This is a genomic window from Spirosoma pollinicola (assembly GCF_002831565.1).
GTDB classification, from domain to species: domain Bacteria; phylum Bacteroidota; class Bacteroidia; order Cytophagales; family Spirosomataceae; genus Spirosoma; species Spirosoma pollinicola.
On record NZ_CP025096.1, the window covers coordinates 49,605 to 70,518 of the forward strand.

The 20,914-nt window shown below is 47.2% G+C and carries 19 protein-coding genes; 2 read left to right on the forward strand and 17 right to left on the reverse strand.

Annotation, left to right across the window (positions count from 1 at the left end; translation table 11 throughout):
* Nucleotides 1-3 precede the first annotated feature (3 nt).
* The 12 genes from CWM47_RS00215 to CWM47_RS00270 form a co-directional block, all read right to left on the reverse strand.
* Nucleotides 4-2,730, reverse strand: a complete 2,727-nt coding sequence (locus CWM47_RS00215; protein WP_170069391.1) for a CHAT domain-containing protein — start codon at nucleotides 2,728-2,730, stop codon at nucleotides 4-6.
* A 73-nt stretch (nucleotides 2,731-2,803) separates the two neighbouring features.
* On the reverse strand, nucleotides 2,804-4,258 hold the full coding sequence (locus tag CWM47_RS00220; protein WP_100985805.1) for a S8 family peptidase: 1,455 nt from the start codon (nucleotides 4,256-4,258) through the stop codon (nucleotides 2,804-2,806).
* 29 nt (nucleotides 4,259-4,287) lie between these two features.
* Complete coding sequence (locus tag CWM47_RS00225) at nucleotides 4,288-5,040, reverse strand: hypothetical protein (protein ID WP_100985806.1); 753 nt, start codon at nucleotides 5,038-5,040, stop codon at nucleotides 4,288-4,290.
* The gene (locus tag CWM47_RS00230; RefSeq protein WP_100985807.1) at nucleotides 5,037-5,627 is read right to left on the reverse strand and encodes an RNA polymerase sigma factor; all 591 of its coding nucleotides are present in this window, start codon (nucleotides 5,625-5,627) and stop codon (nucleotides 5,037-5,039) included. The genes CWM47_RS00225 and CWM47_RS00230 overlap by 4 nt, the downstream gene beginning before the upstream one ends.
* 82 nt (nucleotides 5,628-5,709) lie before the next feature.
* Entirely contained in the window at nucleotides 5,710-6,861 is a 1,152-nt protein-coding gene (locus CWM47_RS00235; protein WP_100985808.1) for a site-2 protease family protein, read from the reverse strand.
* A gap of 114 nt (nucleotides 6,862-6,975) precedes the next feature.
* A complete protein-coding gene (locus CWM47_RS00240; protein ID WP_100985809.1) occupies nucleotides 6,976-7,629 on the reverse strand; it encodes an HAD family hydrolase in 654 nt (217 codons plus the stop codon).
* 107 nt (nucleotides 7,630-7,736) lie between these two features.
* The gene (locus CWM47_RS00245) at nucleotides 7,737-8,381 is read right to left on the reverse strand and encodes a hypothetical protein (protein WP_100985810.1); all 645 of its coding nucleotides are present in this window, start codon (nucleotides 8,379-8,381) and stop codon (nucleotides 7,737-7,739) included.
* 2 nt (nucleotides 8,382-8,383) lie between these two features.
* Nucleotides 8,384-8,869, reverse strand: coding sequence for an RNA polymerase sigma factor (locus tag CWM47_RS00250; RefSeq protein ID WP_100985811.1), 486 nt, complete (start codon nucleotides 8,867-8,869; stop codon nucleotides 8,384-8,386).
* A gap of 28 nt (nucleotides 8,870-8,897) precedes the next feature.
* Nucleotides 8,898-10,061 (reverse strand): M50 family metallopeptidase, encoded by a 1,164-nt coding sequence (locus CWM47_RS00255; protein WP_100985812.1) that lies wholly within the window; start codon nucleotides 10,059-10,061, stop codon nucleotides 8,898-8,900.
* A 5-nt stretch (nucleotides 10,062-10,066) separates the two neighbouring features.
* Nucleotides 10,067-10,342 carry a hypothetical protein gene (locus CWM47_RS00260; RefSeq protein WP_100985813.1) on the reverse strand — a complete coding sequence of 92 codons (276 nt, stop codon included), beginning with the start codon at nucleotides 10,340-10,342 and terminating at the stop codon, nucleotides 10,067-10,069.
* 238 nt (nucleotides 10,343-10,580) lie between these two features.
* Entirely contained in the window at nucleotides 10,581-11,549 is a 969-nt protein-coding gene (locus CWM47_RS00265) for an acetyl-CoA carboxylase carboxyltransferase subunit alpha (RefSeq protein WP_100985814.1), read from the reverse strand.
* Nucleotides 11,550-11,636: 87 nt separating this feature from the next.
* Nucleotides 11,637-13,067, reverse strand: a complete 1,431-nt coding sequence (locus tag CWM47_RS00270; RefSeq protein ID WP_100985815.1) for an MBL fold metallo-hydrolase RNA specificity domain-containing protein — start codon at nucleotides 13,065-13,067, stop codon at nucleotides 11,637-11,639.
* Nucleotides 13,068-13,201: 134 nt separating this feature from the next.
* Here CWM47_RS00270 and dacB point away from each other — a divergent pair, with 134 nt between their 5' ends.
* A complete protein-coding gene (dacB, locus tag CWM47_RS00275) occupies nucleotides 13,202-14,746 on the forward strand; it encodes a D-alanyl-D-alanine carboxypeptidase/D-alanyl-D-alanine endopeptidase (RefSeq protein ID WP_100985816.1) in 1,545 nt (514 codons plus the stop codon).
* 23 nt (nucleotides 14,747-14,769) lie between these two features.
* Here the strand turns inward: dacB and CWM47_RS00280 are convergent, their stop codons facing one another.
* From CWM47_RS00280 to CWM47_RS00295, 4 genes are all read right to left on the reverse strand, one after another.
* The gene (locus CWM47_RS00280; RefSeq protein WP_100985817.1) at nucleotides 14,770-15,231 is read right to left on the reverse strand and encodes a response regulator; all 462 of its coding nucleotides are present in this window, start codon (nucleotides 15,229-15,231) and stop codon (nucleotides 14,770-14,772) included.
* Nucleotides 15,188-16,663: a sensor histidine kinase gene (locus CWM47_RS00285; protein WP_240625655.1), complete on the reverse strand. Its 1,476-nt coding sequence runs from the start codon at nucleotides 16,661-16,663 to the stop codon at nucleotides 15,188-15,190. The genes CWM47_RS00280 and CWM47_RS00285 overlap by 44 nt, the downstream gene beginning before the upstream one ends.
* A gap of 59 nt (nucleotides 16,664-16,722) precedes the next feature.
* Nucleotides 16,723-17,262, reverse strand: a complete 540-nt coding sequence (gene hslV, locus CWM47_RS00290; RefSeq protein ID WP_100985818.1) for an ATP-dependent protease subunit HslV — start codon at nucleotides 17,260-17,262, stop codon at nucleotides 16,723-16,725.
* Nucleotides 17,263-17,413: 151 nt separating this feature from the next.
* Complete coding sequence (locus tag CWM47_RS00295) at nucleotides 17,414-17,887, reverse strand: Lrp/AsnC ligand binding domain-containing protein (protein ID WP_100985819.1); 474 nt, start codon at nucleotides 17,885-17,887, stop codon at nucleotides 17,414-17,416.
* A gap of 669 nt (nucleotides 17,888-18,556) precedes the next feature.
* Between CWM47_RS00295 and lepA the strand changes: the two genes are divergently transcribed.
* Nucleotides 18,557-20,344 (forward strand): translation elongation factor 4, encoded by a 1,788-nt coding sequence (gene lepA, locus CWM47_RS00300; protein WP_100985820.1) that lies wholly within the window; start codon nucleotides 18,557-18,559, stop codon nucleotides 20,342-20,344.
* Between the two features lie 132 nt (nucleotides 20,345-20,476).
* On the opposite strand, the gene CWM47_RS00305 is transcribed toward lepA, so the two are convergent.
* Nucleotides 20,477-20,872 (reverse strand): (R)-mandelonitrile lyase, encoded by a 396-nt coding sequence (locus tag CWM47_RS00305; protein ID WP_100993668.1) that lies wholly within the window; start codon nucleotides 20,870-20,872, stop codon nucleotides 20,477-20,479.
* Nucleotides 20,873-20,914: the final 42 nt, after the last annotated feature.

The following is a 20,914-nucleotide window of genomic DNA, read 5'->3' on the forward strand; positions in this document are numbered from 1 at the left end:
TTATCAGGCAAGGGCGCCCGGCGCTGTTACGATCAGGTTAGAGGACTTGCGTTTGCGTCGTTCATGCCAGATAATCAGAATGGCAGCTCCTAGAAACGCGAACAATACGCTTACCCATACCATGATACCAAGGCGGGGGAGCGGTTCACTATCGCCCACAATAATCAGCCCTGCCCAGTTATTGGGCAGTTGATTGACTCCCTCGGCTGTTTTAAGCCAATCCTGTTTGGCGCGTTGCAGGGCAATATCTTTCGAAAAGCCCTGGTCTAAATAGCTATAAAAGAGATCGGTCAGTTGATATGTGGCTACATTCTGGACACTCCAAAGTGTTGTCAGTACGCTGGGCACACCTAAAGCCGCAAAGCCTCGCGCCAGACTAAAAATACCCTCTCCCCGCTGATTGGCCCCAATGCCGGTTTTGCAAGCGGCCAACACCACCAGTTGCGCATTGGGTAGTGCCTCATTGCTCAAGTCCGAGAGTTGAAGGGTAGAATCGGCGAAGTACAGTTTGGGTTCTTGATCGGTGCTATCGGCGGTAGCGTGTGTGAACAGATGTATAATTCTCGCATTAGCCGCTTTTGACAGAAACGCCTGACGTGTGGCAGCATTGTGGGTTAGTAAGGTAGAATTAGTAAACCGGCTGGCAATAGGTACCAAGGCATTATCGGAACCCGGCAAAACGACCTGTTTGAGCGAAGGTGAAAAATCTACCGGGGCTATTCCTAAAAAATCAATCACATGAAAACCGGCTGTTTGAACCGATTTTTTCTCATTTTTCAGCAACAACCCAACCGAGTAAACATAACTGAACGCATAGTCATTCATGGCGTAATCTGGTCTGGTAGCTGACCGGCTCAATGCATCGAATGGAACAAAAAAGCCATCGGGAGAAACCACTACCCGCCCCTCTGGCAACGACATTGGGCCCAGCAACTGCTGATACAACCCATTACTAAGCGACAGGAATCGAGCCACATCGTTGCGTTTGCTCATGGCCGTTGGGTTTGATAACAAATTACCAAATTGACGAAGCAACTGGTTGTAGGTCTTGATAGACTGCTTTTTCAGTAGGATTTTTCCGTCCGTAACACCCATCAGGTATAAAGCACTGTCGCCGACAAAATAGGTAATGAGCGAACCTGACTGTTTTTTCAGGTATTGCTGTACATCAGCGAGTGATGTCGTTGAGTTATCGTATTTATATTGATAATAGGCTGGATTTGACGCTTCCAGTTTTTTCAGAAATGTGGTCAGGCTATCCTGTTTGGCAAAGAGAAGAATACGGGCAGCATTATAAGCTGAACTATTTCCGGGCTCAATACTGGCGAGTTTACTTTGCTGATTATTAACTGATTGCTGCAATAGTTGCTCCTGCGCTACCTGCTCATTCGTAAGCTTATGCTGTGCACCAAGTTCATTGATCTTATCGGCCAGCATAACGGCCCGACTTTTCTCCAAAAAACGAAATGCCTGTTTTGCATCACCCAGTCGATAACAGGTTTCGATTGCCCGTTCGTACATACCCCGGGTTTTCTGCCGCCAGAATAGTTTCGATTGGTCTCCTGTATGTTCCCACCGCATAAAATCAACCATCTGATCAGCAACTTTGTAGGTGTCGAGGGCGGCTTTTAACCGGTTGCTGTCACTGTTTGTTGCTTTTGCATAGTCGAGCCAGGTGTCGGCTTTGTCCTGAATTAGGGTAAAAACATATTCCTTGTATGCAGATGAGCGAATACTGCTAATAGATGGCAAATTATCAATTTTCAACCCATTAAAACCTCCAAAGATAGCACTAAACCCACGTTGATACGTTTTCAAGGCTTGCACAAGATTCTTTTTTCGCCAATAAACTGCCCCTAAATTATTGAATGCCCTCGCAGTAATGTAGGGTGCCTGACTAAATAGAATTGCCTGAGTTAATACAGTTTCTGCTGCGTCATACTGCCTTAACTCATACAGAAAATAGCCAAAGTCAGTACTATTTGTCGCAATACCGAGACTATCATTTAGTTGTCTACTAAGCGAAATAGCTTTCTGAAAGTAATGAATGCCTTGCTGGGCTTTTGCCTCCGCTTTGCATACATAGGCGAGAGTGACGTAATAGAGAGACAAATCGTATACTAACTCCTGATTATGTTCAGCTATGTATATAGCCCGTTCAAGATCGGGTCTGGTTTCACGCGTGTGCCCTAATTCACGTAGTGCTTTAGCTTTTTCGAAAAGGCCATTCGCAACAGCTCTGTCACTATGAACAGATTCTCCAATTCTAATCGCCTGTTCTGCGTGTATTAAAGCTTTTTCATAGTCGCCCGATTGATATAAGCCGAACGCTAATGTACTATGCATGTAAGAAACCCAACGGCTGTCTGGCCTGTCTCGGCAAGCTACAATACCCTGCTCCAGATACCTGCGAGCTGATATAAAGTCACCATTATCCTGATAAGAAATACCCAGGCGATGATAAGCCTTTGCCAAAATCTCTGGATTCAGAACAGAGGCATAGTTTGGGTACAATCGAATTACCTTTTTCAGTAATTGAATAGCTTCTGGCCAGTGTTTATTCTGTGCTACTAGTTTTGCCAACTCAATATGGAGGTTTACATACAAAGAATCAGGCGGCACACGGTTTTGCTCCCATTGCTTAAGCAGGTGTGGAAGTTTCTTTATTTTTTGATCATTCGATTCGTTTAATACTTCTTTACATAACGACGCAAGCTCAAACCGGTTCATGGCTTGAGCTTGTAAAAAAGAAGTGCGAATAAGTGACAAAATTACAAAACCGAGCCACAAACATAATCGGTACTCATACCTTGATATAGTTACCATGCCGAACTCCGTTTTGCAGTTTACGACGATGTTTTACGTTTAATTTACGCATCACTTGTTTCTTCCCGTCCGCATATCCTTTATGTAAAATACTGGCCACCAACCCTGTAATGTAAGCAGTAGCATATGAAGTACCCGGTCTGGGCTGGAATTTCGGTGCAGAGAACGTGTGATCATCAATTACAAAGGGAGGACTAGGGTGTCCATTTGCAACAACGCCTACATCAACAAACTGATTTGAATAACATTCACCAATTTTCATATTCGTAATCCTGACCTTCCCGTCGGCATCGCTTTTTCTTCTGGTACAACTTATAGTTGTTACGGTTATCACACGATTTTTAGTCTTGTCTCTGCTGTAACAGGCGGGTAAGTTTAGGGGTGCATTCTGACCAAGTGGCGGTGTGTTTCCTGAAGCATTTTTTATGTACTGGCCTGCATTACCGGCAGCAGCAACCACCCATATGTCATCTTTTTTCAGCGCATTCATTATCGTTTTCAATAATGAAATGCTTTTCCCCGGATTAATTCTAAAACTAAAACTAGCGTTAATTATGCGGGCTTTATTGACTCGGGCGTATTCTAATCCACATAAAATATCATATAACTCGCAAACGCCGGTATCGTTAGCCGTTTTAACAGGTAGCAATTCAACATCCTTACACGAGTTCATAATTATTGCACTGATGCGGGTGCCATGCAGTTCAGGGTGACCATCCTCTACGTTTGGTGTGTCATCTACAAAATTCCAACCTGTTGAATAATCACTGCAAGTCTCTCCTCGACTATATTTTTCGCCCTCTTCACTTGATTGTACCAGTAGCCCTGTGTCTAATACAGCTACTTTAATTGGACAAATGGATTTATACGTTGCCAAAACGGTAGTAGAACTTCCTCTTTCTTTTTGAACTTCAAGTGGATTGAGCTGCTTAAAATCTCTCAATAAATCTGTAGAAAGCACAGGTCGATTGAGACCGTAAGCATTTGAGTAGCCTTCACTACTGCCTCGTCCTCCAGTTGGGCCAGGGTGAATTTGTCCAACGATATTACTACCAATGCTAGTTCTTACGTCCAGTTCGACAAAGTTCGCCATACCACGTAAATCCTTACCTGCAAGCGCCCTAAGTAAGACAAACGTTCGGGCATCGGGCCCACAGTTATTTCTTCTAGCAACAGTGACAGTAAACGAATGTCCCTCTTTCTCTAATACGTAATTTTCGTTAACTATTAGAAAGTCAAGCGACTGATGTACATCGCTCATAACTATATATTCTTCCGGAATCTTAATCAGACCATCCTGAACAATAAATTTCTTCCTGAAAAGATTTTCGGTTACTTGAGCGTCAACGCAACAGACGTCGGCCAGATTTTCGGGCACAAACGGTACATCAAAATAGGAAGTTGATTGTGGTGTGGGATCAGAGACATTCATGCTTGTTAAGTGGGTTAACTGTTGTGAAACTAGTCTGAGCTTTTTATAATTTTCTCTGCTTCGCTTTTCCCTTCCAAGTTCTTGGTAATCACCTCATCAAGCAACTTTTTGGCGTTCTCTTTATCCATCGGTCGTCCGCGCTTGATAAGCACTAGGCTTTCGTAAAATAAACCGGGGTTGCTGATGAGGTCTGTTTGTTGGCTAAGGCGGTGAAACAGGCTAATAGCTTGGTCGTAATTACCCTGACGCAGGGAAACAATACCGGCTAATTTTAACGCGCTATCATCATCGGGCTTACGTGTCAACACGTCCTGAAAGATGCCGTCGGCCTCGGCAAGCTTACCCTCATTGAAGAGCCCAACGCCCAGTTTCACACTGTCAACAGCTGGTGAGCCGGACGTGCCACCGTCCATTGTTGTTGGCAATTGCATGAAATGCTGAGTCACGTACTCGTCAGTCAAACGGGTTGCCATAACAGCGGAATCAGTTGGACGGAAGAAGGTCCAGCCAAGACCCAACAGGAGGACAATGCTGGCGGCAGCGGCCCAACGCATTGGCGAACTCCAGAATGGTACTGAAACGATGTTTCGATGCAGGGCATCCAGTTCAGCCTTGCGTTGTTCGAGGGCTTGTTCCCTCGCCACTTGTTTTGTCAGTGTGTAGAACGCCAGTGCTTCGGTTAAAGCGGGATTGGTGCGCAGCTCGGCCTCAAAACGTGTTCGTTCGTCGGGTGCAAGCTGGCCGGTTACATAATTTTCGATAATCTCCAGATCAGTGTTCATAGTATGTCGCGGAAACGTTCGCGTAATTTTTCCAAACAGCGTAAACGGCTTGTTTTAGCCACAGCCGCCGAATTATAGCCCATTGCCTGTGCAATTTCGTCGTCAGAATACCCTTCTCCCCAGGACAAGATCATGGCGCGACATTTCTCACCCAAATCGTTCAAATGCCGATGCAGCTTTTCTACATCGCTTTCGGCAATGAGTTTCTGCACCACCGAGCGCGCTTCGTCGGGCAGTTGCATCAGCGAATCATCAAGCGAAAAGGCATCGTGGACACTACTACGCTTAGTCGTCTTTTTACGAATTTCGTCAACACATTTATTCGAAAATATTTGATAGATGTACGTTTTAAGTTCCGATCGGCCCTCAAAACGATCGCTGCTAATGCTCTCGAACACGGTAAGGATCGTATCAGAATAAACACTGGCGCATTCATCGTCGGAGAGACGATGCTTGCGAGTGCCATCAGCTATAAAATAGTGGTATTTCTCGTAGAGTTTATTCTCGTAAAGCCGTCGCTCTGAGCCGCCAGCTCGGATACCGGCCATCAACTCAGCGTCGGAGAGCTGTCGGGAAGGAAGTCGCATAGAATAGAGGGGGATTATGCGGCCTCAAGATAAGTAAATTCAACTGATTGATTTAACGATTCCAGTGATTGGAGTAACCCTATTACGAAAACATGAAGGGGCGGGGGCTAAAACATAACACAAAGACAATCAAGGCAATCCAGCCCAACACCTGCCGCTTACTATCCAATGGTTCCTCCAGTTCTGTTTCGGGATGGTAAATACCCAAGAACCGACCAAGCACAAAGGCAAACGCCAGAAAACCCTGATACCCCTCGATGTCGGGACGCGCCCACGATAACACCAATTGCGCGGCAACCACACTCAGTGTGACGATCAGGGAAGTCATGCGATTTTCGCTTATGCGCGAAAAAGCCAGGTACAGGACACCCATATACAGGCCAAATTTGCCTAGTGCCGAGAAAAATGCTTCGTCGGTTTGCACCGCAAAATCGCTCGGCTTGAACAGGCCCAATCCAGCATAAAACGCAAACAGGGTAAACAACACAGGTGATACCAAACGAAAGCGTTTATAGCCAATGAGGGCATACATAATATGACCACCATCCAGTTGCCCGATGGGAATGAGGTTCAGGGAGGTAAAAAACAACGCCAGATACCCTGCCAGCAGGTATGGGTAGTGAATCATTTCATACGCGTGTGGCAAGCGGGCGGGATCGGCAACATGGTTCTTGAAAAAGTTGAACAATATATTATCGCCCAGCCCCATAGCGGCCCCTTCCGGCAAATGCTGGTAAGCATGTTTGCCATAGTCGAGTCCCCACTTCTTGTACTCAGGGTGAATGGTAAAGATGAATTCGGGCGGGGGTAAATGTGTGAAGCCGTACCACAGTACAACCAGGGCAAGGGCAAAACCAGCCAGGGGTCCGGCAATACCGATGTCGAAGTATTTCCGGCGACTGTTGATAAAATCCTGAATCCGGATAAAAGCCCCCAGCGTGCCAATGCTTTGACCAATACCAATCCAGAGCGGAATATAATAGGGCAACGTAACCCGAACATGATTGGCCCTGGCGGTAAAATAATGGCCAAATTCATGGACGGTCAGAATGGCCAGAAAGGGTACCGAAAAATTAAATCCAGCCACAAACTCATCCCAGCCGAGGGTTACCATGCCGTCAATTGGAATAAACAACCGGCCAAACATCCACTCGGCTCCGGCCATTGTGGTTGTAACGAGGGTAATTAAAAAAAGACCTCCATGCAGGAGGTAGGTGCGGGTACTTTTATTCATAAAGCAGGAAAGAGGTATGACATTTAATGCATAATGGAGAATGTAGAGTGTATAATGTGTTGCTTTCGTGGCCAGCTATAGTATACATTCTACACTATTCATTCTCCATTAATATCATACATCCTTTAAGTGGTCTAGTATTGTTAATGGGGGCTGAACATGTATAGCCTGAATACCTAACCCGGCAGCGGCTTTGATGTTCGCGGCATTATCGTCTAAAAAAGCGGTTTCTCCGGCAATTAGCCCGGCATCAGCCAGAACGTGCTGATAAATTTCGGGGGAGGGTTTCATCATCTGAACAGCATACGAATAATATACCTTCTCAAAAATTTCCTCCAATGTCGGCTGATTCATGCCTTTCAGCACATCATTTACCCTCCGAATATGAATAGGACTGGTATTGCTCAGCAGGAACACTCGGTACTTCGTTGTAAGCTCCTTAACACGCTCAAGCCGTTCGACAGGCAAGTCGAGCAGAATGGTATTCCAGGCAGTATCAATCACTTCATCAGCCCAGCCATCCGGTGCATCGTTTCTGGTTTTTACCAATTGCCGAACATGGCTGCGAAAGGCTTCATCATCAATAAGACCAGTTTCGTACTGACCCACAATGTCGTGCTGCATCCAGAGGTCGCGCACCTCATCTTCAGGGAGGTTAGCCAACATGGCGAAGTTCCGAATGGGGGCCGTCAGGTCTATCGGGATGATCACATCGCCGAGGTCGAAAATAATGTTTTTGAGGGTTGTTGTGTTGAGCGTAGACTCCATTTGCAGATTCCGTTCAGGTCTTATGTGAACCGGAAGCCAAAGATAGGGTTTGATTTGCAGACAAACGGAGAAAGAGAATAGCAAAGTTACGTGAAGACGACACTAACTTAATTCGCCTGACTGTTCAACTCGCTCAAACAGTTTTTGAGTTCATCCAGGTACCGGCCATACAAGCGGTGAATGTACCACCTGAGCATGAAATAAGTAGCGAGTACCGTACCAAGAGCCAGCACGAGTGAGATAACCAGAAAGGGCAAACCAGGATGCTCTGGCAACACCGAAAATGCAGGATCACTTCGATCATTAGTAGTACCCATGTAGATGCCCAGAATGGCACCTATTATCGCACCTAATGGTATCGCGCTCATACAATAGCGATAGTAAGCGCTTACAAATCGATCAACAATAGCCGCGACTTCCTGTATATAGTTTCGAACAGAGCCGGTTGCCTGATTCAGTCGGGCGGTCAGCCGACGGTATTGCCAGGTAAAGGCAACCACCTGAACAACACTAATAACAACTAAACCCAGGCCCGCCCACCGAAAAATAGTTGAAGACCAGACCGCCATCAAAAAGGACAGTACAAGAACAATCACTAACGCGAAAATAACTTCCCAGAGCATGTTTCTAAGAATTCGTTCAATGGCCGAACGAGACCGCTTCCGAAGCATTGTTTCGAGGTCAGATCCCGACTTGTCAGCAACTTGTTCAAATTGAGCCTGATAGAATACCTTGAATTCGTCGAGTTCCATCTTTAATTCTGTTGTACCGTTTGTTTCAATTGCTGCTTGATACGACTCATTTTAACACCCACGTAATTAGGGGTTATACCCAACAATTGCCCAATGGCGGCATAGTCGTAATCATCCAGGTAGAGCAGCACAAGTGCCTTATCTATTTTATCCAGTTGCCCAATCGCGGCATATAGCGCAGCAAATTGTGTTTCTGCAAACTCATCATCGAAGTCAGGGGGTTGTAAAACTGCGTCAAGACCGTCCTGAGACGGTTTTCGTTTTTCGCGACGGAAATGAGAAATGGCCGTATTTAAGCCAATCTGATAGAGCCAGGTTGAAAAGGCAGCCTCTTGACGGAAATTACGATTCGCCTTCCAGGCGTTTAGCAGAATTTCCTGAAACAGGTCTTGGCGATCTTCCGGTCTATCAGCATAGAGGTGACAAACTTTATGGATGATTTTCTGATGCTGGCCGATCTGGCGAACAAACTCCTGCTCTGACAACATAAAAAACGATAGCAAGGTCTAAAGTTGCTTAGATTAGGGCATTTTGCCTACTCAAACTAGCCAGTAACTGCTGCCGTAGCCGATCTTCACTGCGAATGGGGTTGGTTGGCAGTGCTGTTACACCTCTGGTCACCCACTCGTTAATTTGCTCGGTCGATTCTCCCTGGGCACGGGCCAGTGCTGCCCAAAACAAATAACTGTAGGCTGACGGAAATTCATCGGGAGAGGGTTTGATTTTCGACCAGTTCATCAACGCCAGTTTCACATCTCGATCAATATAGGCGTAGGCAAAGGCCAGTTCTTTCCAGACCTCAATTTTCATCAGGCTTGGCTGATCATCGAGCAAATCTTCCGCTTTTCTGAGATGATCAAACGCATTCGTCATCTCTTGCCGATCGAGGTAACGATAATAGGCCATGATATGGGCAAATAGTTGCAACGATGACTCCGGCTCTTTCGTTAACAGGGCTATTTGTTCCTGATTTAGGGTCGCGTAGGGCTGTCCTGACTGGCTATGTACCAGCAACTCAAGCGTTGCCTGTTCTACCGCAGCCGGATGTCCACCACCCATAAGGCGCATGAACCGGGCGCGATCTGTAAAGAATGGACCCGTCCGACCAGGAATGGTTGTTGCCAGAAAAAACATGCTCGAAAACACACCAAAAATCAAGCTAGAACAAACGGCTATACGCGCCACGGCCGACGAATCGGGTGTTAGCGCATTGGCACCTACATACCCTAACCAAAGCGTTAATGCACCCATTAGTAAACTAATAAGCGGACCAGCAGCCACAATAGCCGCAAACTTTTTCCGAAGGAAATTATCCGTTCGAATGGGCACCGTTCCCGATACTCCCCCATAGAGCCCGGCATCCCGATTGAGGTACCATTGTACTTGATCAGTATCGGGATGCCTACGAATTCCCAATGGCCCGACAACCAGTATGTAAAACCGAAAGTTAAGCGCCAGCCCCGTAAGCAGGTGACCTAATTCATGCACCAATAAAGCAGCCCAGGCGGCCACCAGGACGCTCGCCAGCTTTATGGCATCTTCCCAGCCATTACTGGCGTAGGCTATGTTTTTCAGGACAGCCTCGGAAAAGGCGTGTTGTACTACCCATACACCTCCATAACCGAGAGTTGCTCCGGCAATGGCCACTAACATCATTCGAAATATGTTCTTCTTTTTCATACGGCTCAGGCGCCAAAGGTTCTCCAGTAGACTAGAACAATAGCCACCATAACTAACAAATGGGTAATAAGCCAGGCCCGCTGCCAGCGTGGTCGATGGTCCCAGGGTACAGTTTGATCGAAGGGGTCGAAAATCAGGGCGACTCCCAGATTGGCAGCTGCATCATCATAGGAACCGGTCAGAAAGAAATAGAGACAAAGCAGAACGAACGCTCCATACATCGCGCGATTTATTTTAATGGAGCGGGGGTTATTTTGGGTAGATGGATTAACAGAGCGCATCGTATTAGCTGGTTTTTAGCTTATTAGTCGCTATCGTACCCTAAATATTACAAAGTGACGAAGTTTTTTTAGTGACCCTGTCCAAGCTACAGGCACCCCCCAGCAATAAGGTATTTGAGCGATGAGAAAAAGATAAGGTTAGATTTGCAGACAAACGGTGATATGATAAAGCTTGATTACAAAAAAAGCCGCTGGGACTCTCCCAGCGGCTTTTTCTATAAATATATAATCCAGTCTACTATTCCACCACAACACCCATATCACAGAATTTATCAATACGTTGATTGATGCGTTCCTGTGGGTCAATGGCGTTTAGTTCGGCAATGGTGTTCAGGATAACTTCTTTCAGATGATTGGCCATCGCCTGATGGTCGTTGTGAGCGCCCCCAATAGGCTCTTCCACAATTTCATCTACCAGTTTATTCAGCTTCATATCACGGGCGGTCAGCTTCATGGCTTCGGCCGCCTGCTCTTTGAAATCCCAGCTTCGCCAGAGAATGGTCGAACAGTTTTCGGGCGAGATAACCGAATACCAGGTATTTTCCAGCATCATGACTTTATCGCCAATCGCAATACCCAACGCTCCGCCCGATGCTCCTTCGCCAATGACGATACAGATAACGGGAACTGTGAGCATGAACATCTCTTTCAAATTGCGGGCAATGGCTTCACCCTGCCCCCGCTCTTCGGCTTCCAGACCCGGAAAGGCCCCCGGCGTGTCAATCAGGGTAACAATGGGTATGTTGAACTTCTCTGCCAGTTTCATCAGGCGAAGAGCTTTTCGGTAGCCCTCGGGATTAGGCATCCCGAAGTTCCGGTGCTGACGCTGCTTGGTATTCCGGCCTTTTTGCTGCCCAATGATCATGACCGTTTGGCCCGGTTCGCCAGGGTGGCCAATTTCGCAGAAACCACCCACCATAGCCGGATCATCGCGAACGGTACGGTCACCGTGTAGTTCGATAAACTGATCGCACATAAGCGAAATGTAATCGAGCGTGTAGGGCCGGTCCGGGTGGCGCGACAATTGCACACGCTGCCAACGGGTAAGGTTCTGAAAAATCTCCCGGCGCAGCCTGTCAATACTCTGCTCCAGCACTTTTACCGCTTCACTAACATCGATATTGCTGGTCTGAGCTAATTTCTTTGTCTCTTCCAGCCGCGCTTCGAGGTCGGCAATGGGTTTTTCAAAATCGAGGTAGGTTCTCATAAAAAAAGGGAGATAGGAGGAAGGGGAATAAAGGGAAAAGCGGTTTTAAACCCATTCTCCCTTTCCTCCCTTTCGTCCCTTTACTCCTTAAAGTTCATAGCTTTCGCCTTTCTTTGGAATAATCACCTGTGGATAACCTTCTTCGGCCAGTGTGGCTTTGAATGATTCCATGCTTTCATATTCGCCGTGAACCAGAAAAATATTTTTGAGCGATTCGGGCGATTGCATACCCACAAAATTAATCAAATCATTGCGGTCGCCGTGACCGCTGAATACGTCAATCTTTTCAATGTTGGCCAGCACCTGATGGTCAGTTCCCTTGATGCTCAGCGTTTGCTGTCCGTTCAGCAATCGCCAGCCGAGCGTTCCTTCAGCACAGTAGCCGATAATCAGAATGGTGGCGTATGGATTGCTGATATTTTCGGCCACGTGGTATTCAACCCGCCCGCCCTGTACCATGCCCGACGATGAGATAATAATACACGGCTCGCCAAAATTCGAAACGGCTTTACTGGCTTTTGACGATTCCAAAAACTGAAAATTCTGAAAATCGAATAAGGCTTCGTTCTCCTTGAAAAACTCCCTTGCCTCTGTACTCAGCATTTTTATGTGCTGAGAATAGATTTTGGAGCTCTCAAACGCCATCGGACTGTCCGAGAAAACCCGAATTGGCGGAAAATTCCGTTCGGTATACAGTCGGTTAAGGGTATAAAGAAGTGCCTGTGTCCGCCCAACGCTGAAGGACGGAATGATGAGCCGTCCCGGTATGTCGATACAAGTCCGCTGAATAATATCGGCCAGCGCGTCTTCGGGAGACATCAGGTTCTCGTGGAGACGATTGCCGTAGGTGCTTTCGCAAACGAGGTAATCGACTTGTGGAACGGTTGCCGGATCAACTAAAAGCGGGTAATTTTTGCGGCCAATGTCACCCGAGAAGCAGATACTTTTCCGTTCGCCATTTTCCATCACATTGATAACGATGTGCGCTGCACCCAGCAAGTGACCTGCCGGAATAAACGTCACATCGACGCCATCGGCCACTTTAAACTTCCGGTTGAAGCCAATGGGCACCACATTTTCCATCGCTTCACGAACCTGTCTGTCTAGAAACAGGTCTTTCTGCATTTGAGACTGCCGGTCTCTTACCCGCTGCTTTTTACTGGCGTTCAGCTCATTGATACGCTTCTGATTCAAGGAAGCTGCATCTTTGAGCAGCACATTGGTCAGCGCGAACGTTGGTTCAGTACACAAAATCTGGCCTTCGTATCCTTCACGAAACAGATTAGGCAAATTGCCCGAGTGATCCACGTGGGCGTGAGTCAGTAATACCAGATTGATGCTTGAGGCCTCAAACGGAAAATATCCCGGATGAGTAACGGCGGGGGTCGTTTGACCGTTAGAACTGGAACGCTCCAGATCGGAACCACAGTCAATCAGGATGCGGTAATCATCCTCCAGTTCCAGCAGATACATACTGCCGGTTACCTGCCGGGCCGCCCCCAGAAATGATAATTTCATGCTTGCAACTTTAACTATTCGGTGTCGTTTATTCGATGTCTTGAGGTAGGTGCTTCTAAAGCAAGTTGGGTGGCGCAAACTTCGTAAGTTTGCAAAAGTACGAAATACCCGTTGAATCGCCTAACTGTTACTGAATGCACTTTTTCTCCCATTTTCCAGCTTCTCTGTCTATTTTTTCTGTCGTCTGTTTTCTTACCTTATCAGCCTCGACACCGGCCCTTTCGCAGGCCCAACCATCTGCCGATTCGCTTGCTATTCAGCAACTAATCAGGCAGGTAGACGAATTTCAGGCGGGCCCGGCAACCCGCTATGGAACAGTCTCTTTGTCGGTTCGACGGGTGCGGGATGGCGAAGAATTTATTGGTTACAATGCGCGAATGAGTCTGCCTTCGGCCTCCACACTCAAATTAATTACCACCGCTACGGCCCTGGCTGTTCTTGGGCCAAACTATACCTACACGACTACGCTCGAATACGATGGCGCGATCAAAGACAGCGTATTAACCGGAAATCTATACATTCGGGGCACAGGCGACCCCTCGCTGGGTAGCTGGCGATTCCCGAATTACTACGACCTCCCATCGCTCCTTACCAGCTGGTCCGGTGCCGTTCGGGCTGCGGGTATCCGCCGAATTCAGGGAGCTGTTATTGGCGATGCCAGTTTGTATGATGACCTCACTACCCCCGAAACCTGGCCGTTTGGCGATTTGGGCAACTATTACGGGGCCAGTCTCAGTGCACTGAATGTGAATGAAAATCTGTATCGGGTATTTTTCCGACCGGGTAAATCGGTCGGTACTCCTGCAAGCGTACTTCGTACAGACCCGCTACTCCCCTACCTGAGCTTTCGCAACACAGTCACGACCGACGCAGCCAATACCGGCGATCAGGTAAATATTCTGGGCGCACCATTTATGAACCAGCAGTGGCTAACGGGCAAAGTCCCTATGGGTGAGCCTGCCAATGAGTTCAGCGTAAAAGGGGCAATGCCCGATCCGGCTTATTTTTCGGCCTACGCCCTTCAGAATCAACTTATACAGGATAGCATATCGATCAGCAACGCACCAACGTCGATAGGCGGAGGCTTGTCTGCAACGATTGTCACAACAGGTAAACGTACGATGCTGAATCAGCATAAATCGCCCTTATTAACGGAACTGGTTCAGCAAACGAATTTCCAGAGTATCAATCTATACGCCGAGGCTCTATTGAGAGCAACAGCGTTGACCCTCAATAAATCCGTCCGGTCAACAAGCACCAGCATTGACGCATTGATCGCGTTTTGGAAAAGCAAAGGTGTCGCACTGGATGGCTTTCGGATTCGGGATGGCAGCGGCCTATCGACCGTAGGGGCTCTTACGGCCGACAACATGACGGGAATACTAAGCGCGATGGGCCAAGATAAATCATTCCCGCAATTCTATGAGACGATACCCATTATCGGGCAAAGCGGGACGGTGAAAAGCCTGGCCCGAGGAACAGCCGCAGCTGGCAACATTCGGGCTAAAAGTGGGTCTATTGAAGGCGTCCGGGCCTATGCCGGCTACTTTACAGCGAAGGATGGCGAACAAATGAGCTTCTGCGTGCTTGTGAACAAGTTCACCCCCGGTCAAAACCGCGCCGTTACTAAAGAACTGGAAAAGATATTTGTCGGATTGGTGGGATTGAGCGGGAAGTAACGCGGGCTTACACCCGCGTCACGTTACTCATCTTCCAAATGCTCACAAACAGTGACGACATTGAACCAATACTGGCCAATGGCTTTGGTCACTTCGCTGAGCCGCTGAAAAGTTGGCGGCTTGGTAATAAAGCTATTGGCCCCGTTGAAATAAGAAGTTTCGATATCATCTTTTGCATCGGAAGTCGTCAACACCACAATTGGAATATGACGAAAATCGTCATTCGCTTTAATTTCCCGGAGAGCCTCCCGGCCATCTTTGCGGGGCATATTTAAATCCAGTAATATTAATTCGGGCAACGTGTGAGCTGCCCCGGAATACCGCCCTTCATACCGGAGAAAATCCAGCAGATCTTCGCCATCTTCGGCGAACGAAATACGGCTGGATGGATAATGTTGATGAAATGCCTCCCGAGTGAGGTAACGGTCGTCTTCGTCGTCGTCAACCAGCAGGATATGAATAGGTTTCTGAAGTTGGTCGGTCATACTGTTGTTGTGATTGGCTTTCTGGTAAAACGACTACAAACGTGGTGCCCTTATTGGGTTGGCTACGGGCCGTAATGTAGCCGTGGTGATACATGACAACTCGCTTGCAAATAGCTAGTCCAATACCGGTACCTGCAAAAGCGCTTTTGCCATGTAATCGTTGAAAAACTTTAAATATATGGTCTACGTATTTCTCATCAAACCCAATTCCGTTGTCTTCAATAGTGATCTCAACATATTGTCTTTCGGGTACTAACCCTATGTAATTTTCCCCGGTAACTGTCTGTACATCAATACGAAGCAACGGTTGAACACCCGGACGAATAAACTTAAGGGCATTGGAAATCAAGTTATTAAACAAATGATCTATCTGGCTTGGAATGCCTTCAATAACCGGCAAACTGTTTACCTCAACATGAACATCCAGCCCTTTGATGCGCAGTTCCTGATCATCCAGAATGCGCTGTACAATATCGTTCAGCTGTACAGATCTAAAATCTTCCCGATGACTGGAAATACGAGAAAAATTCAACAAGTCCTTGATGAGTTTGGACATTCGCTCGGCTGAGTTCGAAATTTTGCTCATAAACAGCAGGCTATCCGAGTCGAACAAGTTACCATAGCGATCGGTAATCAGGTTTGAGAAAGACTGAATCTTACGCAATGGCTCCTGTAAATCGTGGCTGGCTACAAAGGCAAAGCGTTCGAGTTCTTCATTGGAGGCTTCTAACTGACGAATTTGTCCTCGCAGTTGTGAGTCGTAGGCTCGCAGTTGATCTTCTGTCTGCTGGCGGTGGGTCAGTTCCTTTTCCAGTAATCGGTACAAAATCAGAAGTGCTAGAAACGTCAGTAGCGACAGGGCGGAAATAATAATAAGTGTATTCCGAAATGAGCGACCCGCCTGCCGATCCCGAACATCCATTAACGTTTGTTCCGTTTCGATCATCAAGGCCACATGTGCCCTCAGTAAATCCATTCGGCGTTTGCTCTCAGCACTAATTGCGGTATTCTTCAAATCAGATGCTTTTACGCGAATACGTTCTTTAGTTATTGATAGCTTGTCGTTGACTAACTTTTCAAGGAGAATGCGCCGTCGTATTTGAATCCGGTTATCAGTAGTTAGAATTCTCAATTTTCTAATTTCATCCGGCAACTGGTGAATCGCGGTGTAATAGGGCTCAAGATATGTTTTATCATTGGTAATGACGTAGCCTCGTGAACTGGTTTCGACGTCTTTTGCATATGACAATATATTATCAAGTACTCTGATTACTTCGTATGTGTGCCGAACCTGTTTCGTGTCATCACCATATTGGATGTAGCTATAAAACGATATAGTAAAGCCTGAACCAATCAACACCATAGCCATAATGAAACCCAGCGATATACGCTGGTTCATTAGCGAGGAGCCAATAAGATTCATTTTTTTCATAACGTCAGGCAGGCAATCTGCAACAAATAGTGAAAACGGCCAAAATCGTCAACTACTATTTATAACGTTTCAACCACTAAATTATGGTTCGTATAGATACAAACATCGGCTGCGATGTGCAGACTCTCGCGAACCATTTCTTCGGACGAAAGGCCAGCGGCATGTTTCTTCAGCGCTAATGCCGCAGATTGAGCATACATACCACCCGAACCAATAGCCGCTACATCGGCATCGGGCTCAATAACATCGCCCGTACCTGAAACCAGAAGCAGATCATCTTTCGATGCCACAATCAGCATCGCTTCAAGTTTGCGTAGATAGCGATCTGTGCGCCAGTCCTTTGCCAGTTCGATAGCCGCCCGTTTGAGGTTACCACCATAGGCATTTAATTTCTCTTCAAAGCGCTCGATTAGCGTGAAAGCATCGGCGGTCGAACCGGCAAATCCGGCCAGTACTTTTCCGCCCATCAGAACGCGGACTTTACGAACATTACTCTTGGCGATAGTATTTCCCATTGTCGCCTGTCCATCGGCACCGAGCGATACATGGCCATTATGTCGAATACCAACGACTGTAGTTGCGTGAATTGTGGGTTGCATGAATGTTAATTTATTGGCTAGTATAACACCCTGAGGGGGGATAAGGGTTCAGGGGTTTTGGTATTCGGGTTACGGTATTCGGTTGGCTGACGCATGAATTGGCTTGCGCCAGCCAACCGAATACCGTACTCCGAATATCATATAAACCTTATTACCCTTCCGCAAACGGGATTGGCCTGTTGACGCTCTCTTCGAGGGAGATAAACGTTTCGGTACGCTGGATACCGCTTACTTTCTGAATTTTATCGTGTAGTACTTCGCGCAGATGCTGTGTATCGCGACAAACGATTTTGGCAAAAATGCTGTAAATTCCGGTAGTGTAATGAACATTCACAACCTCGGGAATTTTCTCCAGTTGCCTGGAAACCTCCTCGTACAATGAACTCTTATCCAGATAGATGCCCAGAAAGGCACTGATATCCCAACCAAGTTTTGCATGGTCGATCACCAACTGCGACCCGCGCACAATACCCATCTGTTTTAACTTGTTCATCCGAACATGAACGGTCCCCCCTGATACAAATATTCGTTTACCGATTTCGGTATAAGCCATGTTTGCATCCTGCATCAGTAAACTCAATATTTTCAGATCAGTATTATCAATTTCTAAATTTTTCTCGGTCATTTCAACGCTATTTTTGATGAGTGTTAACAAAATTAGCCATATTTTGAATGGTTTGTAAATTTTAGGAAATTTTTATACAAAATTTGCAACAAACAGCCCTTATCTACTATCTTTGTATTGTCAAGTTGATCGAGCGGGGTCACACGCCGGTCTTCTTGATTTTTTTCCTCACACTGTAGGATGTCGAAATTGGCAGACGTGCCCTCCTGTCTCGGGGGTGGTGATAAAGGATAAACGCAGCATAATGCCGCCTGCAAAGGCGACTGGGGTTGACCACCAGAGTTGTACTGTAGCTAACTGCACCGTGGGTGGTTCGAGTCCCCCTCCTACAGCATTTTGACCGCTTCAAGTGGTCGCCGGTTCGCCGGAAACGATTTTAGTTTGTTGATGAAGTGTAATTGAACACGCCGGCTCCCCGATGAGTCCGGCGTTTGTTTTTTTTAGGCGATTCGAGTGTAGAACACGTTCATCCATTTTTTAACAAAATTCCTTTTTGACAGGATGAAAACAATCACAATTTGCCTGTAGGGCTGTAATCCTGCCTGAAAATAAACCAGAGCCAGCAATCGCTCTCCGTTCGTACCTAGCTCAAACGCGGACTTTTTTGCCTATTTTTGCGGTTTATTTACAAAAGAATGCTCCGTCGTAACGACGACCTTATATTCCAACGTGAAACATATCCGCAATTTTTGCATTATCGCCCATATTGACCACGGCAAGAGTACCCTGGCCGACCGATTACTTGAATTCACCAAAACCGTTGGTTCCCGCGATATGCAGGCCCAACTGCTCGACGATATGGATCTGGAGCGCGAACGTGGCATCACGATCAAGAGCCATGCGATCCAGATGGACTACGTATACCAGGGTGAAACCTATACACTAAATCTGATCGATACGCCAGGCCACGTAGATTTTAGTTACGAGGTGTCGCGCTCGATTGCGGCTTGCGAAGGGGCACTACTGTTGGTCGATGCATCGCAGGGAACTGAAGCACAGACGATCTCAAATTTATATCTGGCCCTCAACAACGACCTTGTTATCATTCCTGTCCTGAACAAAATCGACCTGCCGGGTGCCAGGCCCGAAGAGATCAAGGACGAAATGGTGGACCTGCTTGGCTGCACACGCGAAGACATCATTCCGGCTTCGGGTAAAGAGGGTATCGGTGTTCCCGAAATTCTGGCCGCCATTGTGGAGCGTATTCCTGCCCCAAAAGGCGAGCCCTCCGGTCCGTTGCAAGCCCTGATCTTCGATTCGCACTTTAACTCATATCGGGGTATTGAAGTTATTTTCCGGGTTAAGAATGGCCGTATTCGCAAGGGCGACAAGGTGAAGTTCATGAACACCGGCAAAGAATACACCGCCGATGAGGTAGGAACGCTCGGCCTGGTTCAGGTACCAAAAAATGTGATCGAGTGTGGCGATGTGGGATATCTGATTTCGGGTATTAAAGTGGCCAAAGAAGTAAAAGTTGGCGATACCGTAACAACGATCGACAACCCCGCCAGCGTGGCTATTCAGGGTTTCTCGGAAGTGAAACCAATGGTATTTGCGGGTATTTATCCGGTAGAAACCAGCGAATTCGAAGACCTCCGCGATGCAATGGAAAAGTTGCAGCTCAATGATGCAGCCCTCGTATGGGAACCCGAAACGTCGGCGGCTCTGGGCTTTGGTTTCCGGTGCGGCTTTCTGGGTATGCTCCATATGGAAATTGTTCAGGAACGCCTTGAGCGCGAATTCGACATGACCGTCATTACCACGGTACCATCGGTGCGTTTCGAGGTAATGACGACTAAGGGTGAAGAACTTCAGGTATCGGCTCCTGCCGAAATGCCCGACCCAAACCTGATCGACTATATTGAGGAACCGTTTATCCGGGCGCAGATCATTACAAAGGCGGAATATGTGGGTGGTATTATGGGACTTTGCATGGATAAGCGGAGTTTACTTAAAAATCAGGTTTACCTGACCGCCGACCGTGTTGAACTTCAGTTCGAGATGCCCCTGGCCGAAGTGGTGTTCGACTTTTTCGATAAACTCAAGACGATCTCACGCGGCTATGCCTCTCTGGATTATGAATTCATGGACAACCGCGAATCGGACATGGTGAAGCTCGATGTGATGCTCAACGGCGATAAGATCGATGCGCTCTCCGCTATTGTTCACCGCTCGAAGTCATATGAATGGGGAAAGAAGCTATGCGAAAAACTCCGCGAGTTAATACCCCGTCAACAGTTCGAGATTGCGATTCAGGCGGCCATTGGCCAGAAAATTATTGCCCGCGAAACCCTAAGCGCCCTTCGTAAAGACGTATTGGCCAAATGTTACGGTGGTGATATTTCGCGGAAACGCAAACTGCTCGACAAACAGAAGAAAGGTAAGAAACGAATGCGCCAAGTCGGTAATGTCGAGATACCGCAGGAAGCCTTTATGGCAGTTTTGAAGATAAATTAACCAAGAAGGCCAGTTCGAAACGGACTGGCCTTCTTGGTTAATCAAAAATGACTTTGGTCATCAAAGACAGAATTTCTACGACCAATCAGGTTCACGGTTTTAGGAATAGTTACGTGAATTTTGACGTTTCGATTACTTCTGGTACTGTTCGTCGCTAACCTTTTCCAGCCAATCAACTACTTTCCCGTTCAGGTTTTCCTGCATGGCGATGTGGGTCATGCCGGTGGTGGGAGTCGCCCCGTGCCAATGCTTCTCGTTGGGCTCGAACCAAACCACATCGCCCGGATGAATGGCCTCAATCGGTCCACCCTCGCGTTGCACCCAGCCATAACCAGCAGTAACGAGCAACGTTTGCCCCAGCGGATGAGTATGCCAGGCCGTTCGGGCACCGGGTTCGAACGTAACGCTCGCTGCGGCTGCCCGTCTGGCTTCATTAGCCGCAAATAAAGGGTCAATGCGCACCGCGCCGGTAAACCAGTCTTCCGGTCCTTTGCCCGATGGCTGTGAACCAATTCTTGTGATTTCCATGCTAAATACCAATTTGAAAAAATAGGACGAATATGTCAATGT